At 69.1% G+C, this 14,830-nt stretch carries 13 protein-coding genes; 5 read left to right on the top strand and 8 right to left on the bottom strand.

Features of this window, described 5'->3' with window-relative positions:
* Positions 1-464 precede the first annotated feature (464 nt).
* The 6 genes from ABT186_RS41015 to ABT186_RS40990 are packed head-to-tail and all read right to left on the bottom strand — an operon-like array spanning position 465 to position 7,079.
* Complete coding sequence (locus ABT186_RS41015) at positions 465-1,043, bottom strand: TetR/AcrR family transcriptional regulator (RefSeq protein WP_351231994.1); 579 nt, start codon at positions 1,041-1,043, stop codon at positions 465-467.
* Between the two features lie 57 nt (positions 1,044-1,100).
* Positions 1,101-2,735 (bottom strand): amidohydrolase, encoded by a 1,635-nt coding sequence (locus ABT186_RS41010; RefSeq protein ID WP_351929450.1) that lies wholly within the window; start codon positions 2,733-2,735, stop codon positions 1,101-1,103.
* 44 nt (positions 2,736-2,779) lie between these two features.
* Positions 2,780-4,135 (bottom strand): amidohydrolase family protein, encoded by a 1,356-nt coding sequence (locus tag ABT186_RS41005; protein WP_351231990.1) that lies wholly within the window; start codon positions 4,133-4,135, stop codon positions 2,780-2,782.
* 34 nt (positions 4,136-4,169) lie between these two features.
* Positions 4,170-5,141, bottom strand: coding sequence for an MBL fold metallo-hydrolase (locus ABT186_RS41000; RefSeq protein ID WP_228620823.1), 972 nt, complete (start codon positions 5,139-5,141; stop codon positions 4,170-4,172).
* A 32-nt stretch (positions 5,142-5,173) separates the two neighbouring features.
* Positions 5,174-6,148 (bottom strand): quinone oxidoreductase family protein, encoded by a 975-nt coding sequence (locus ABT186_RS40995; RefSeq protein WP_351929448.1) that lies wholly within the window; start codon positions 6,146-6,148, stop codon positions 5,174-5,176.
* 55 nt (positions 6,149-6,203) lie between these two features.
* Entirely contained in the window at positions 6,204-7,079 is an 876-nt protein-coding gene (locus ABT186_RS40990) for a dioxygenase family protein (RefSeq protein WP_351231987.1), read from the bottom strand.
* A 111-nt stretch (positions 7,080-7,190) separates the two neighbouring features.
* Here ABT186_RS40990 and ABT186_RS40985 point away from each other — a divergent pair, with 111 nt between their 5' ends.
* Positions 7,191-8,075, top strand: a complete 885-nt coding sequence (locus tag ABT186_RS40985; RefSeq protein WP_351231986.1) for a LysR family transcriptional regulator — start codon at positions 7,191-7,193, stop codon at positions 8,073-8,075.
* Here ABT186_RS40985 and ABT186_RS40980 read toward each other — a convergent pair.
* Positions 7,975-9,120 (bottom strand): TMEM175 family protein, encoded by a 1,146-nt coding sequence (locus tag ABT186_RS40980; RefSeq protein ID WP_351929446.1) that lies wholly within the window; start codon positions 9,118-9,120, stop codon positions 7,975-7,977. The genes ABT186_RS40985 and ABT186_RS40980 overlap by 101 nt on opposite strands.
* A gap of 88 nt (positions 9,121-9,208) precedes the next feature.
* On the bottom strand, positions 9,209-9,511 hold the full coding sequence (locus tag ABT186_RS40975) for a hypothetical protein (RefSeq protein ID WP_351929444.1): 303 nt from the start codon (positions 9,509-9,511) through the stop codon (positions 9,209-9,211).
* A 77-nt stretch (positions 9,512-9,588) separates the two neighbouring features.
* On the opposite strand from ABT186_RS40975, the gene ABT186_RS40970 reads away from it, so the two are divergent.
* The 4 genes from ABT186_RS40970 (at position 9,589) to ABT186_RS40955 (ending at position 14,721) form a co-directional block, all read left to right on the top strand.
* Positions 9,589-10,479, top strand: a complete 891-nt coding sequence (locus ABT186_RS40970; RefSeq protein ID WP_351231984.1) for a GntG family PLP-dependent aldolase — start codon at positions 9,589-9,591, stop codon at positions 10,477-10,479.
* A gap of 290 nt (positions 10,480-10,769) precedes the next feature.
* A complete protein-coding gene (locus ABT186_RS40965; RefSeq protein WP_351929442.1) occupies positions 10,770-11,627 on the top strand; it encodes an aldo/keto reductase in 858 nt (285 codons plus the stop codon).
* A gap of 296 nt (positions 11,628-11,923) precedes the next feature.
* Positions 11,924-13,027, top strand: coding sequence for a Gfo/Idh/MocA family oxidoreductase (locus ABT186_RS40960; RefSeq protein ID WP_351231980.1), 1,104 nt, complete (start codon positions 11,924-11,926; stop codon positions 13,025-13,027).
* Between the two features lie 431 nt (positions 13,028-13,458).
* Positions 13,459-14,721 (top strand): MFS transporter, encoded by a 1,263-nt coding sequence (locus ABT186_RS40955; RefSeq protein WP_351929440.1) that lies wholly within the window; start codon positions 13,459-13,461, stop codon positions 14,719-14,721.
* Positions 14,722-14,830: the final 109 nt, after the last annotated feature.

Here is a 14,830-nt window from a genome sequence, read left to right as displayed (position 1 = left end):
ACGAGATCCTGAAATCTCTCGCCGACTACCTCACCAAAATCAGTCCGCCAAACAGGTAGCAACTTACCCGTGTGATTTGCGGCGCACGACACTAGCTGGTATCGACGGCCCCGCGCCCGACGCGGATACGGCACGGAGCTCAACACCCCGGCCAGAGTGGGCAGTTGCTGCTCGGCAGTAGGCAGGCGCGGCGGGTCGGCGCCCTTGCAGTGGCGCACGAGGACGTCAATCAGTGATGATGACACGCGAACGCGGCCTCAGCTCTTGATCTTCGGTCTCAACAACCTTGATCATCTGATGCCGCATCCACAGCTACTAATCGGGCGAAACACCCGTCACGCGTCACTCCTGGACGGTCCATTCATCTCGCCGACCCAGCAGTCAGGTGCTCGATCTGCGGCGGAGTTCACTGGCCCGGGCCACGGCTTCGTCGTGCCGTGGGAAGCCCCGCCGAACTGCGGCGCTCAGGCCCGCTGGTCCGTCGCGCAGCCGTTGAGAATGAGGTCGAGGAGGCGTTCGGCCTGCTGGCGTTGTTCGGGCTTTCCCGAGGCCAGGGCGACGCCCGTGAGGGCGACGAACATGTCGGCCGCGCCGATGTCCGACCGGATGGTGCCCGCGGCGGACCCGGCGTTCAAGAGTGAGGTAAGGGCGGTCATCATCAACTCGCGGCTGTGGCCGCAGGCGTTGAAGCCGCAGTCGACGAAGGTACGCAAGGTGTCGGCCATCCCCAGTCTGGCGGTGGCGTAGTCGACGAAACGGCCCATCCAGACGCGGAGTGCCTCGTGCGGAGGCAGGGTCGCCAGGAGTTCGGGGACAAAGTCGCACAGCCGGCTCAGTTCGCTGCGGTAGGCGGCCTCGATAAGGACTTCCCGGGTCGGGAAGTTCCGATAGAGAGTGCCGGTTCCCACGCCCGCTTCCTCGGCGATGCGATGGAGGCGCGCGTCCAGTCCCTGTTCTGCGAAGACGCGTATCGCGGTGGAGAGGATCTTCTCTCGATTGCGCCGTGCGTCGGCCCGAAGGGGGCGCCCGGTGTCTGAGGTCATGGGACGGCTCTTTCGTCGTGCACGTGTGCCGAATGCCTAACGCCCTGATGACGGCCGTCAGGCGAGGGTTCCTGTGGTATGGACGATCTTGCCTCCCACCACGGTGAGCTCGGAGTAGAGCCCGGGGATACGGTCCTCCGGCACGGCGAAGCAGTCCTCGCTGAGAACCGCGAAGTCGGCATGCGTGCCGGGTCTCAGACGCCCGCGAGTGTTTTCCTCGTAGCTGAGCCAGGCGCTGCCCGTGGTGTAACACTCCAGGGCACGCTCCCGGGACATCCGGTGGCGAGCGGCGCGTCGCGGAATGCCGTCCGCGGAGTTTCCCGTGATCAGCCACCACAACGACAACCAGGGGTTGTGGGAGGAGGCGCGGGTGGCGTCGGTACCGGCTGCCAGGGGAATCCCGGCGGCGATCATGTCCGCGATGGGCGGTGTTGCGGTCATCGAACCGTCGCCCCAGGCCGCCTCCGAAAAGCCGGCCTTGAAGACCTGGTGGTCGTCCAGCACCACACCCGCACCCAACGCGGCGAGCCGGCGCAGGTTGCCCGCGCTGATGCGGTCGGCGTGGGACAGCGAGAACCGCAGCCCCCGCAGCGGGATCCGCTCGTTCACCGCTTCCCAGCAGGTCAGGATCCTGTCGATGGACTCGTCGAGCACCGCATGGATGTTCATCGGCCAGCCCTGTTCGGCGGCGCGGTAGGAGATCCGCTGGAGCTCCTCGGCGGCGTCGTCGGAGATCGAGAACTCCTCGAGCCCTTCGAAGTCGTGGCAGCCGTAGTGCACCACCTCACCGATGCCCGCGAAGCGCAGCATCGGGTCGCCGAACCGGGGCGGGGTGTGCCGCATCCACTCCTCGAGTTGCTTGTATTCCTGCCCGGGGTCCGCCGCGGACAGGAACAGCCGCATCCGCATCGACAGACCGCCGTCGCGCCAGAGCGCGAACAGCGGCTCGTACCGCTGCGGCGGCATGCCGAACCCGCCGGCGTCGACGATTCCGGTCAACCCGAGGGCGTGCAGGTCGGCCAGCATCGACGCGGTGGAGCGTCGTTCCCTTTCCGGTGTGACAGGTGCAATGGCGCCCAGGACGCGGTTGAACGCGCCCATGCCGAACACCCTGCCGGTGAGCTCGCCGGTCACCGGGTCGCGCTCGAGGTGACCGCCGTCGGGGTCGGGGGTGGCGGCGTCGATGCCGGCCGCGTGGAGCGCCGCCGAGTTGAGCACCGCCACCTCGTACAGCGCCTGCACGTACACCGGGTGGTCCGGAGCGAGTGCGTCCAACTCGGCACGCGTGGGCTCGCGCAATTCGGCGAACTGGCAGGGGTGCCACCCGCCGACGACCCGGATCCATTCCCCGGGGCGCGCCGTCTCGACTGCGGCGCGAAGCCTGGCGAGCGCCGTCGGCAGGTCGGGTACGTCCGTCCAGCGCAGTTCGCTCGCCCAGGTCGCGCCGCCGCGCACGGCGTGCATGTGGCCGTCGATCAGGCCGGGAATCACGCGGCGGCCACGCAGGTCGACCGTGGCCGACCGGCTGCCGGACAAGGCGCGGATCTCCGCGTCACTGCCGTACGCCACCACCCTCCCGTCGCGCACGGCCAGTGCGGTCGGTTCGGGTCCCACCTGTCGGGCACCGCCCGGCCAGACCAGCCCGTTGAGGAAGATCTGATCGGCGGGAGCGGTGTCGGGTGATGTGTCCATGAAACAACCTCGTCGTTGTCGATCGCGCGTCGCCGGGGTACGGGTCAGGCGCGAGGCTGGGCCGCCGATGCGGCCGTGGAGCGGGGGCCGGACCAGGACTCCAGAAGGCGGTCCCGGGAACTGTGTGCGCGTCCTCGTACAGCCCGCAGGTCGTGCCCGGATATCCGTCCGCCCTGCTTGACCACCTGGCCTGCGATCAGCACGGTGTCGACGTTCTCGTTGTCGGCGAGGGTGATGGCCGCGGACACGCTGTTCACGGGCGACAGGTTCGGCCGGTCGGTGTCGAGCAGGATGATGTCGGCCTGCTTGCCGGGGGTCAGCGACCCGATCCTGCTTTCCAGCCCGAGGGTGCGCGCGCCTTCGATCGTGGCCATGCGGACCACGTCCCGGGTGCTGATCGTCAGCTCCGACAGCGTCTCGTCGCGGGAGAGCGCGGCATGGTGCTGCCAGCCGCGCTCGGCTTCGAGAGTGCCGCGCATTTCGGCGAAGAGGCTGCCCCCCACTCCGGAGACCACGTCGATGCTCAGGCTCGGCACCACCCCCGCCGCGCACAGCCGCCCGGTCGCCGGATAACCGTGACCCATCTGCATCTCCACGCGTGGCGAGATCGAGGCATGTCCCCCGGTGTCGGCGATCAGCCGCAGTTCGGCGTCGGTGCAGGTGTTGCAGTGGACGTAAATCAGATCGGGGCCCAGCAGACCGCGTCGGTGCAGTTCCGTGATCGACCGCTGCTTGCCCAGTGCGCCGACGCCCACGTGCATCGAGGCGCGGATGCCCAGTTCGCGGGCCAGTGTGAGATCGGACAGCGTGTCCTCGACCGGCCCGAACTCCGGACCCATGCTGGCCAGCGCGAACGTGACCAGTCCGCCCTCGGAGGAGAAGTAGCGCTCCGCCACCCTTGTCACGTCACGGGCGTACCAGTCGGCGGGCGGCCCTCCGGGGTTGCCGTAACCGAACACCGCCCGGATGCCGGAGTCGACGAGTCCGCGTACGGCCTCGTCGGCGTGATCCGGGCTGCGCATGATGTGGGCCCAGTCCATGACGGTGGTGACACCGGCATCGATGGCCTCCATCGCGCCGAGCAGTTCGGCCACGTACACGTCGTCCGGGGAGAACCTCGGCCCCAGTTCCAGCAGCATGTGGTCGATGTACTGGCCGAGGGTCCAGTCCGCCGCGAGCTGCCGCAGCGCGGCCTGCCACAGATGCCGGTGGGTGTCGATCAGCCCCGGCAGGACGATCCGGTCGGTGGCGTCGATGATGTGCGCATCCGTCGCCGGGATGTGCTCGGCCACGGCCATGATCGTGTCGTCTTCCACCAGCACGTCACCGCGGGGCAGTTCCCCGATGTCGGGATCGACGCTGTAGATCGTGCCACCCTTGATGAGCGTTCTATGAGTCATCGTTGACCTTTTTCGTTACTCGGACGGCGTGTCGTCAGCGCCAGATACGGGTGTCGGGCGGCACGTCACCGATGGTGAGCACCGTGCCGGCGGTGACGATTTCGAAGGCGTCTGGGACGAGGTCGGCGACGGCCTTCTTGAGCGGGAATCCGCTGCAGTGCATGGGAGCGACCAGCCGCGGCTCGTAGGCGGCGAGGGCCTTGGCGGTGTTGTCGATCCGGTTGGCGCTGATGCCGGGGTGTCCGGTGTGGAATCCGCCGAGGACGCCGTAGAGCGTGTCGGTGCCGGTGAGGGCTCGCATGTGTTCGATCGAGCTGACGACCCCGCGGTGTCCGCACGGGTCGATGACGATCAGCCCGTGACCCTCGACGTCGATGCCGAGGACCTGGTGGTCGTTGATGTTGTCCGCCTCGACGCGGCCGTCGGCGTGGACGCACAGCCGTCCGGCGGGGGCTTCGAACTCGAAGTCTGCGGTGGTCTGCATCTCGCCCGAGGTGAGCAGGCCAGGGCCGAGCGGGATGGAGTTCCGTGCCTCCATCAGGTGGCCGCCCGATGTCCGGATTCCCTCCCGTGTCAGCCCGATGTTGATCATCGGCAGGGTGGTGTGCGGTTTGACGATCATCCGCGGGTCGAACGCGTCGGGATGTGCGATCACCGGGGTCGGATGGCCGATCGCCTCGAGTACTCCGTTGATGCCGCCGAAGTGGTCGGGATGGCCGTGGCTGAGCACCACCGCCTCCACCTCGTGCAGGTCCACGCCGAGGTGGTGCGCGTTGTGCAGCACGACGTCGGCGGTCAGCCCGGCGTCGAAGAGGATCGTCGTGGAGCTGCCCTCGGTGAACGTCTCCACGAGGAAGCACAACCCGTTCTCGGCGAGCAGTTCGCCATACCGGGAATTGAAGTGCTGATCCATGTTGTAGCGGCGTACGCGGGGGGTCGACGGCAGAAGGATGTCGATGAAGTTCTCGTCGAGAACGGTGATACGGGCGCCGGCGCAGCGCGTCATGGCGTCGCCTTTCTTAGTGGTCGTGGGCGGCCTCAGGGAACGATGACGACGCGGCCGGAAACCTGTTCCGCCACCGCCGTGTAGGCCTTGTGTCCCTCATCGAGGCCGAACTGGTGCGCGACCGGCAGTGGCCGGAACTCGCCGCGCTCGAAGTAGGGGGTGAGAACGGCCAGACGCTCGGCCGACTCCGTAACGTCGAGCTTGCGGCTGTCCGCACCCAGCATCCGGGCCTCGCGGTGGTAGAAGTCCGGCAGGTTGATCTCCACCGTGGGTGTGCCGACCGCGCTGATGACCACCAGTCTGCCCCGCTGGGCCAGCGAGGCGAGGGCCGCGGCGGTGGTGACGCCGCCGACTGCGTCGTAGACGACCTCGGCTCCCCGGCCGCCGGTGTGCGCGAGCAGGGTGCCGGCCACGGCGTCCGCGTCGGGGGTGAAGGGAACGAACGCGTCGATGATCTCCGCTGCCGGAGTGCCGTCGGCGGGGGGAACCCGGTCGACGCCGAGCACCCGGGCCCCGCGGGTCCGCGCGATCTGGGCGACGGCGCCGCCCACCCCGCCGGAAATGCCGAAGACGACGACGGTCTCACCCCGGCTCAGGTGCGCGATCTCGACGGCACCGAGCCAGCCGATCACGAAGTTGACGCCGACCGCCGAGGCCTCCTCGAAGCTCAGTGCTGCCGGCTTGCGGGCGAGTGCGGTGACCGGCACACGGATGTACTCCGCGTGCGAGCCGTCCAGGGTGAAGCCAACGTCGCCGCCGGTGCCCCACACCTCCACGCCGCGCCACTGCGGTGGACCGTCGACGACGATGCCGGCGAAGTCGCGGCCGGGCACGCGGGGCAGCACCGTGCCCTCCATGATGCCGGCGACGTTCTTAAGGTCGGAGGGGTTGACCGAGGCTGCCCGGACGGCGACCACGGCCGTGCCGTCGGTGGCCAGGGGATCAGGCAGTTCGGCGACCCGCAGGACGTCGGGGCCTCCGAACTGGTCGAAGCGTAGCGCGCGCACGCAGGTGTCCTTTCTGGGCTGATGATCAGCGGGTGGTACGTCCGGTGCGGGGTGGTCACCCTCGAGCCGGGGCGAGGGTGAAGGTCCACTCGACGGTCTGGAAGGGCTCGGACATCACGGTGCCGTGCGGCGCGGTCTCGCCGGCCTCGTGCTGGACGAAGTCGGCGACCAGCGAGCGCTTGGCGCCGAAGACAGCGTCCCGCTCCAGATACGGGTCGTCGCCGCGGAACAGCATGGTGACCAGCGGTTCGTAGCCTTCGGCGTGGAGCCAGAAATGGATGTGCTCCGGCCGCATCGGCGAGCGCCCGGCGGCGCGGAGGATCTCGCCGCAGGGTCCGTCGGTCGGGACCGGGTAGTACCGCGGCACGATCGAGCGGTACCAGAACCGTCCGTCGTCGTCCGTGTCCAGTAGCGCCCTCATGGCGGGCTCGCCGTGCAGCTTGTCCGCCTGCTGCACGTCATAGAAACCCTCACTGTCGCTGTGCCAGGTGTCCACGTCCGCGCCGACCACCGGCCGCCCGTCCGGGTCCACCACCGTGCCGCTGAAGAACAACGGCATGCCTGCGACACCGCCGGAGATGTCGGCGCCGTTCTCCGCGCGTGGCCGGCCTTCCACATAGAACGGGCCGAGCAGGGTGGAGTCGGTGGCAGAGCCGTTGCCGTGGTTGATCTGGTCGACCAGGACGCTGAGCCCCAGGATGTCCGAGAGCAGCACGAACTCCTGCCGGGTCGGACTGGAGATGCGACCGACCCGCTCCAGGAAGTCGACCGCGGTGAACCATTCATCACTGGTGAGTCGGACCTCGCGGGCGAAGTCGTGCAAATGCTGGACGAGCGTCACGAAGACCTCGCGCATGCGCTCGTTCGTGCACCCCTCAAAGGTCTGCTGAACGGCGTCTGTGATCGTTTCCTCGGTCAGATCGATGGACATCGCTCGACTCCTTTCTGTCCGCGTCCTTGCCGAAAAGCATCAGACGGGAGGCTTCATCTCGTCTAGCGAAAGCTTTAGATGGTCAACATCTCGATGTGAGATATTGAGAGGATGGAGCTACGTCAGCTGGAGTACTTTGTCGCCGTCGCCGAGGAACGCAGCTTCTCTCGGGGTGCCGAGCGGGCCCATGTCGTGCAGTCGGCAGTGTCGACGGCCATCGCCAAGCTGGAACGCGAACTCGATATGCAGCTTCTCGACCGGGCCGGGCACCGGATCACGCTGACCCCCGCCGGTGCCGCATTCCTCACCGAGGCCCGCAGCACCCTGGCCGCAGCCCGGCGCGCGAGGAATTCGGTCGCCCCGTACCGGGAGCAGATCGGCGGCAGCGTCGACCTCGGGATCCTGATGTCCTCCGGGCCCCTCGACCTGCCCGCTGCGCTGGGCCGCTTCCACACCCGCTATCCTCTGGTGTCGATTCGGCTGCACCAGGGCGTCACCGGCACAGCCGCGCACCTCGCCGCCGTCGTGGACGGTTCACTCGACCTCGCCCTGGTCGCGGCCACCACGGCATCGAGGCAGGTCACCCTTCGACCGGTCGCCCGCGACCCCATGGTCCTGCTCTGCCGACCCGACCACCGGCTCGGCGACCGCAGCCAGATCCACGTGGCGGACCTTGCCGAGGAAACGGTCGTGCGCTTCGCCGCAGGCTGGGGTATCCGCCTAGAGACCGACGATGCCTTCGCCGCCGCAGGCATCTCCCCGGACGCCCCCTACGAGGTGGCCGACTACGACACCGCGGCCGGTCTCGTCCGCAACGGGCTCGGCATCAGCCTGATGCCCGCCACGCCGGCCGGCCGCTACACGGACCTCCGCGCCGTTCCGATCAGTCCCACCATCACGTGGACGCTGTCACTGGCCACCACGGCGGAACTCCCCATATCTCCCGCGGCGGTGGCGATGGCCGACACCCTGCTCGAGGCCTGCCCGCCTTCCTGATGGCCGAGGAGCCGTTCCGTGAGGGTGTTGCCGTCACCGGCATACGGGGGTGAGGCCTCGCAGCGCTGCGAGTCCGGCGGCCGGCCAGGTCGGGCGGGAATTCTTCGGCGACCGGTGACCGGTGCCGTCGCTCGTCGCCCGGCGCGGCCTGGATCTCACCGAGCGCGGTCCCACCGCGTTCGGCGGCGCCGTCGGCACCAAAAGCGTCCGCCTGGCCCCGTCGACTCATCGCCGCTCGCCCCGGCCGACTACCCCTCCTGACCGGCACTTTCCTCGGCCGGTCCCGTGCGCTGGTGGGCGCCTCGCGGAACAGCAGCCGAACCGGGATCGCCAGCAGCCGGCAGCACTTGGCGAGGGTCGGTGAGAAGAACGCCACCGGGAGCGAGCCGGCGAAAACCAGGGCCATCAGGAGGCTGCGGCGGACCGCCTCCCTCAGCCGCGCGGGCGCAGCATGCGACGCCGCCAGCGCGGGCCTGGTCAGGAGGCGCAGATACATCCCGCAGAGGAGGGCGATGCTCAGGGCAATCGCCGCCGCATAGAAGCCGGTTGCCGTCGCCGTGCCGCCGTACTCGCTGATCAGCCGGGTCGGGAACGGGAGCGTGGCCACGACTGCGAGGAGGGCGAAGCAGAGGTAAAGCAGCCAGCGGTCGAGCGTCGTGATCAGATGGAACGGGGCGTGCTGGGCCGGCCAGAGCGCGCCGATGACGGCGAAGCTGAACAGATACGCGCCGACGGTGGGCATCGCGTCCCGGACGGCGTGGGCGACATGGGATTCGGGCAGGCCCTCAGGGACGGTGATCTCGAATGCGAGCAGTGTGATCGCGATGGCGAACACGGCGTCGCCGAGCATCGCGAGTCGTTCGGGTCCCACGACGAGGTCGCGGCGGAGGAGGCCAAAAGAGAGCATCGTGCGCGGAAAGCTGCGCGGGCCGCGCTGCTGGGTCAAAGCACGGGCATCGGCGGCGAGTTGGGCGTAGACGGCGGGTGCGGGGGCTTCGTCGAGGGCCAGGGCCGGCGGGCGGGCGATCTGCGGCGCCCGTCGCATTCCGCGCCAGGGCCAGCCGCACGGGGCGGGGCGGGCGGCAGGGCCAGGACCGCGCCGGGGCGCACCGAGGCGCCGGGGCCGTGCGGAACTACGCTGAGGGCGGCGCCAGGGTCTGGCATGAGGCCGCGCGCAGGGTGTGTCGAGAATCGTGCTCATCAGCGAGCATCTGCACGACGGAGGGATCCAGCGCGGCCAGACTGGCCAGTGGAATCGTCCATCTGCCTTGGTGGAATGCCTCGGTGATCAACCGCACGGCCTGAGCTGGTTCGGCTGCTTTGGCCAGTTGCGCAAGCGTCCACGCTTGCTGATCAGGTTCAGGAATGGCGTGGGCGAGTGTCTCGGCACGGCCGTGGTCGCCGGTCGCCGTCACCGCCTCCACCAGCGCCGTCAAGGCCTGGACAAGCAGATTTGTGTTGTGGCCGAGGAACGGAGTTCCACTACCACCTCGGTCAGTTCCGCTACGCGATCATGGTCGTCGGCCGCGGCAGCTGCCTCGGCAATCTTCGCCAGAACCAGTGCCTGCTCACCGGTGTCGATTGCGGGCGCGGTGACGAGTACATCGCTGGCGGGAACGCGCACCTCTACTCCCATGAGGGCGGCGGTGCGACCGCGCTCGGAGGGATTCAGCCGCAGCCGTTGCCGCACGGGGAGGACGGGACGCTCGACCTCACGCGGATCGAGGCAGCGGTCAAGCCGGACGATCCGCATTTCGCGCGGACCCGGCTGCTGTGTCTGGAGAACACGTTCGGCGGCACGGTGATCGAGCCCGAGTATCTGGAGGCAGCCACGGCTGTGGCCCACAAGCACGGGCTGGCGACGCACCTGGACGGTGCCAGGCTGTTCAATGCCGCGGTGGCCGGCGGCGGCGATCCGTACAACGGGGCCCGGAAGATCGCGGAGCGTTTCGACAGCGTGTCGGTGTGCTTCAGCAAGGGCTTGGGAGCACCGGTGGGCTCGGTGTTGCTCGGTTCGCGGGAATTCGTCGGCGAGGCCCGGCTGTGGAGGAAGGTTCTGGGCGGCGGCTTGCGGCAGGCGGGAGTGCTGGCTGCGGCCGCGTCGTACGCGCTGGACCACCACGTCGAGCGGTTGGCCGAGGACCACGCGAACGCCGCCCTGTTCGCCGAGGCCCTCGACGGCGTGCCGGGGCTGGAGGTCGCCGCGGCACGCACCAATATGGTGTTCGCACGGGCCATTGCGGGCGTCACGCCGCAGGACCTGGTGGGGCGGCTGGCGGCAAGGGGTGTGCTGTGCACGGGCGGACCGCAGTTCCGCTTCGTGTTCCACCTCGACGTCTCGCGGGAGGATGCGGAGCGCGCGGCGATCGTGGTGCGGGAGACCCTGGCCGGGTGCACCGCCTGATGGGGTGCAGCGGGGGCAGCCATGCGCGCGGCTGCACTGCCGCGAGATTCCTGGAGTCGGAACGCGCCCAGTGACATACCGTTGCGCGCGATCGGGCTCGCGCTGCAATCGGTGAGCGTTGTGAAAGTCACCCCATTCAGAGAATTTGCTGCTGAATGCGTTCGCCTTCTTCTATTGGACCCCTGGCTGCTGCTCAACGACGCTGGGTTGTGCCGACGTCGCCGCAGTCCCGTAGCTCAGGTATTGGCCGGCATCAGTTCCGCCTGAAAGTCGAAAGAGGTCTCGAGTACATGCACACTCGCCGAATCGGTGACACCGAGGTCAGCGCGATCGGCCTGGGCGGCATGCCCATGTCGATCGAGGGTCGCCCGGAGGAGGCACGCTCCCTCGCCACTGTGCACGCCGCGCTCGACGCCGGTGTGACGCTGATCGACACCGCCGACGCCTATCACCGGGACGCCGGTGAAGTCGGTCACAACGAAACCCTGATCGCCAAGGCTCTCGCCCGCCACGCGCTGGGTGCGCAGATCCTCGTCGCCACGAAGGGCGGCCACCTGCGCCCCGGAGACGGCAGCTGGACGCTGGACGGCTCCCCCAAGCACATCAAGGAGGCCTGTGAAGCCTCCCTGCGCCGCCTTGGCGTGGAGGCCATCGGGCTCTACCAGTTCCACCGTCCCGACCCCAGGATTCCCTACGCGGAGTCGGTCGGTGCGGTGCGGGAGCTCCTCGACGAGGGCAAGATCCGCATGGCCGGTATCTCCAACGCCAACCCGGAGCAGATCCGGCAGGCCAACGAGATCCTCGGCGGCCGCCTGGTCTCCGTCCAGAACCAGTTCTCGCCTGCCTTTCGCTCCAGCGAGCCGGAGCTTCGGCTGTGTGAGGAGCTCGGCATCGCGTTCTTGCCGTGGAGTCCTCTGGGCGGCATCTCCCGTGCGCGCGAACTCGGTTCGGCTTACGCACCGTTCGCGCGGGTTGCCGAGGCTCACCGGGTCAGCCCACAGCAGGTCTGTCTGGCCTGGATGCTCGCCAAGTCGCCGACCGTCGTTCCGATCCCCGGCGCGAGCCGACCGGAGACCATCCGCGACTCGGCAGCGTCTGCGGACCTGCAGCTGACGGACGAGGAAATCGCCGAGCTGGACAGCGTGTGACACGGTGCAGCTTGCGCTTCACGCCGGCTCGGCCACCGAGTCCGCGTCGCACGAGGGCTCCAAGGAATGCGCACGTACCCGTCGAGATGACGACGCGGAGTGGGCCATGGCGGCCCGCGGGGCCACTGCCTCGGCCGCATGGTCGTTGCCGCGCACGATCTCGTCGACACCACGGCGCCCCTGGCGCAAGCGGAACTGATCGCCGAGTTCCACGGGGCGCCGGAGCCGACAGCGGCGATCACCTCACGTCGGCACCCAGATGGACTCCCCGGCCCCATGTATGAAGGAGCGGACACGTGAGCGCGGCACCCGTACGTTTCGGCATCGTGGGAAGTGGCTGGCGCGCTGCGTTCCTCGCACGGCTGGCGCGGGCGCTGCCGGAACGGCTGACAGTGGCCGGCGTGGTAACGCGCTCGGCCGCACGGGCCGCGCAGGTTGAGGCCGCGTGGGGGGTACCCGCCTTCGGCACGGTCGGCGAACTGTGCAGCATCGGGCCGGAGTTCGTGGTCGCGTCGGTGCCGTGGGACGTCACGCCCGAGGTCGTAAGAGAACTCGTCGAGCGCGAGGTACCGGTCCTCGCCGAAACGCCGCCGGCACCCGACGTTGTCGGGCTGCGGGAGTTGTGGGGCGCCGTCGGGGGCGCGACACGCGTCGGCGGCGGTGCACTCGTCCAAGTTGCTGAGCAGTACCCGCTCATGCCGGGCCACGCCGCTCGTATCGCGCTCGTGAGGCAGGGCCTGATCGGCGAGGTCACGTCGGTCCAGGTGTCCTCGACACACATGTACCACGCGATCTCGCTGATCCGGCACACGTTGGACGTCGGTTCCAGGCCCGCGACGGTGACGGCCCGGGCCTTCACCGCCCCGCTCGCCGACCCGCTGTCCCCCCGCGGCTGGTCGGACGACCTGATGCCCAAGGACGCCGTCACCACCCTCGCTTTCCTCGACTTCGGCGCGGCCCGCACGGGCCTGTACGACTTCACGGACAACCAGTGGTGGAATCCGCTGCGAGCCCGCCGCGTCGTGGTGCGCGGCTCACTCGGCGAGATCGTGGACGACACCGTGGTGCGGATGGCCGATCCACGTAGCCCCGTGGAGTCCCCTCTGATGCGGCGCCGCACCGGCACGGATCTCAATCTGGAAGGCGCCGAGGTGCACCACATCTCCTTCGACGGACGGGTGGTGTGGCGCAACGACTATCTGGGCGCGAGCCTGTCCGAGGACGATCTCGCGGTAGTGGATCTGCTGTGCCGCACGGGCGCATGGGTGCGGGACGCCGGCCCGGAACCGTATCCGCTGGCCGAGGGCTGCCAGGACCATCTGCTGGCGATGGCGGTCGAGGAGTCGGCTCGGACGGGGGCGCCGGTGACGACAGCGGTGGAAGCATGGGCGGCCCGCTGACACCGCCGGCCCGCTGGGCGCTGCAGGGCCCGCCCCGGCCCTCGCCGCGACACTCCCTCGACGGCCTCGACACACACCACCGGACTCACCCGCCTCCGCCCGCAATACGCATGCGCGCCACCCCCGGCTCAACCTGCTCCTCAACGGGCCGCCATCCCCCCCGATGTCACACGTCCCATCGCTGCCGCCACTGCGCGGCTGCGTGTTCAGACATACCTCCTCGCGCCCCGTCACCCGCAAAGACGGCGTGACAGACGTCACCGACATGTGCTGATCAATCTTGGAATGCGACGCCTCCTCCCGCTGCTGCCCTCAGGGGGCTTGCCTCGTTCTGGGGTTGCGCAGGGCTGGTCACGGGGCCGGAGAGGACCCCAGGCACACCTTCCTCCATCCCGTCCCCGGACCGCTGTCTCGAAAGGTTCCCCTACGCCATGCCACTGGCTCTGCTGGCCCTTGCTGTCGTCGCGTTCGGCGTCGGCACGACCGAGTTCGCCACGATGGGGCTGCTGCCCCAGATCGCTGACGGGATCGGCGTGTCCGTGCCGCACGCCGGCAACCTCGTCTCGGCTTACGCGCTCGGCGTCGTCGTCGGCGCCCCCGTGCTGACGGGCATCGGGGCGCGCGTATCCCACAAGCGGCTGCTGCTGCTCCTGTCCGGGCTGTTCGTGGTCGGCAACACCGCGTCCGCGCTCGCTCCCGACTTCGGCCTGCTCTTTGCCGCGCGCTTCCTGGCAGGTTTGCCGCACGGAGCACTGTTCGGCGTAGGCGCCGTCGTCGCCTCCCGGCTGGTCGCCCCCGAACGGGCGGCACGTGCCGTCTCGAGGATGTTCCTCGGACTCACCATTGCCAACATCGTCGGTGTACCGGCCGGCACGGCCCTCGGCCAGCAGCTGGGCTGGCGGTCCGCCTACTACGCGGTCGCCGTCATCGGTCTCGTCGCCCTTGCCTCGCTGGCCTTCTTCATTCCTCACCAGCCACGGGGCCAGCAGTCCGGCATCCGGCACGAGCTGCGGGCGATGGGCAACAAGCAGGTGGCGATCGGCCTGGCCACGGCCGTTGTCGGGTTCGGTGGCTTCTTCGCCGTCTACAGCTACCTCGTGCCCATGCTGACGCACCTGACGGGCATCTCCGACTCCTCGACCACCCTGGTCCTCGCGCTCTACGGCGTCGGCATGACCCTCGGCACTCTGGTTGCGGGCCCACTCACGGACCGCGCTCTGCGGCCGACGCTGTACGCGGGTCTTGCTCTGCTCGCCGCAGCGCTGGTGACGTTCTACTTCACCGTCCACAGCACCGTGCCCGCGCTGGTGACGATCACCTTCATCGGCGCGCTGGGTTCCCTCATCACCACGCCCGTCCAGATGCTGCTCATGGCCAAGGCGCAGAACGCTCCGACGATGGCGGCGGCCTCCAACCACTCCGCCTTCAATCTTGCCAACGCGGGCGGCGCCTGGCTTGGCGGCCTGGTCATCTCGGCGGGCTGGGGCTGGGCCTCGCCCAATCTGATCGGCGCGGCTCTCGCCATGGCCGGTCTCGGCCTCGCCTTCACGGGCGGCCTCATGGACCGGGGCAGTCGTCGCTCCGAGGTGGTCGCTTCGTCCGACGCGGAGGCCGGACAAGTCATGGCAGCCCAACGCAGGGGCGCACCTACTCCCTCCTCCCAGCCTCCGGCAGCGCTCGGGGATCGGGGGTAGTGCCCCGGGCCCCGGTGGCCTGCTGGGGCCGGTCCTACCTGAAGTGCTCGTGGATGTCTTGGCCGAACAGCCGCACCGGCAGAGCCCGGTGCGCGAGCGGCCGGCCGCG

It is taken from the genome of Streptomyces sp. NPDC001634 (assembly GCF_040298185.1).
Taxonomy (GTDB): Bacteria; Actinomycetota; Actinomycetes; order Streptomycetales; family Streptomycetaceae; genus Streptomyces.
Note: the sequence above shows the minus strand (reverse complement) of the source record. Positions and strands in the feature narration are given on the sequence as shown.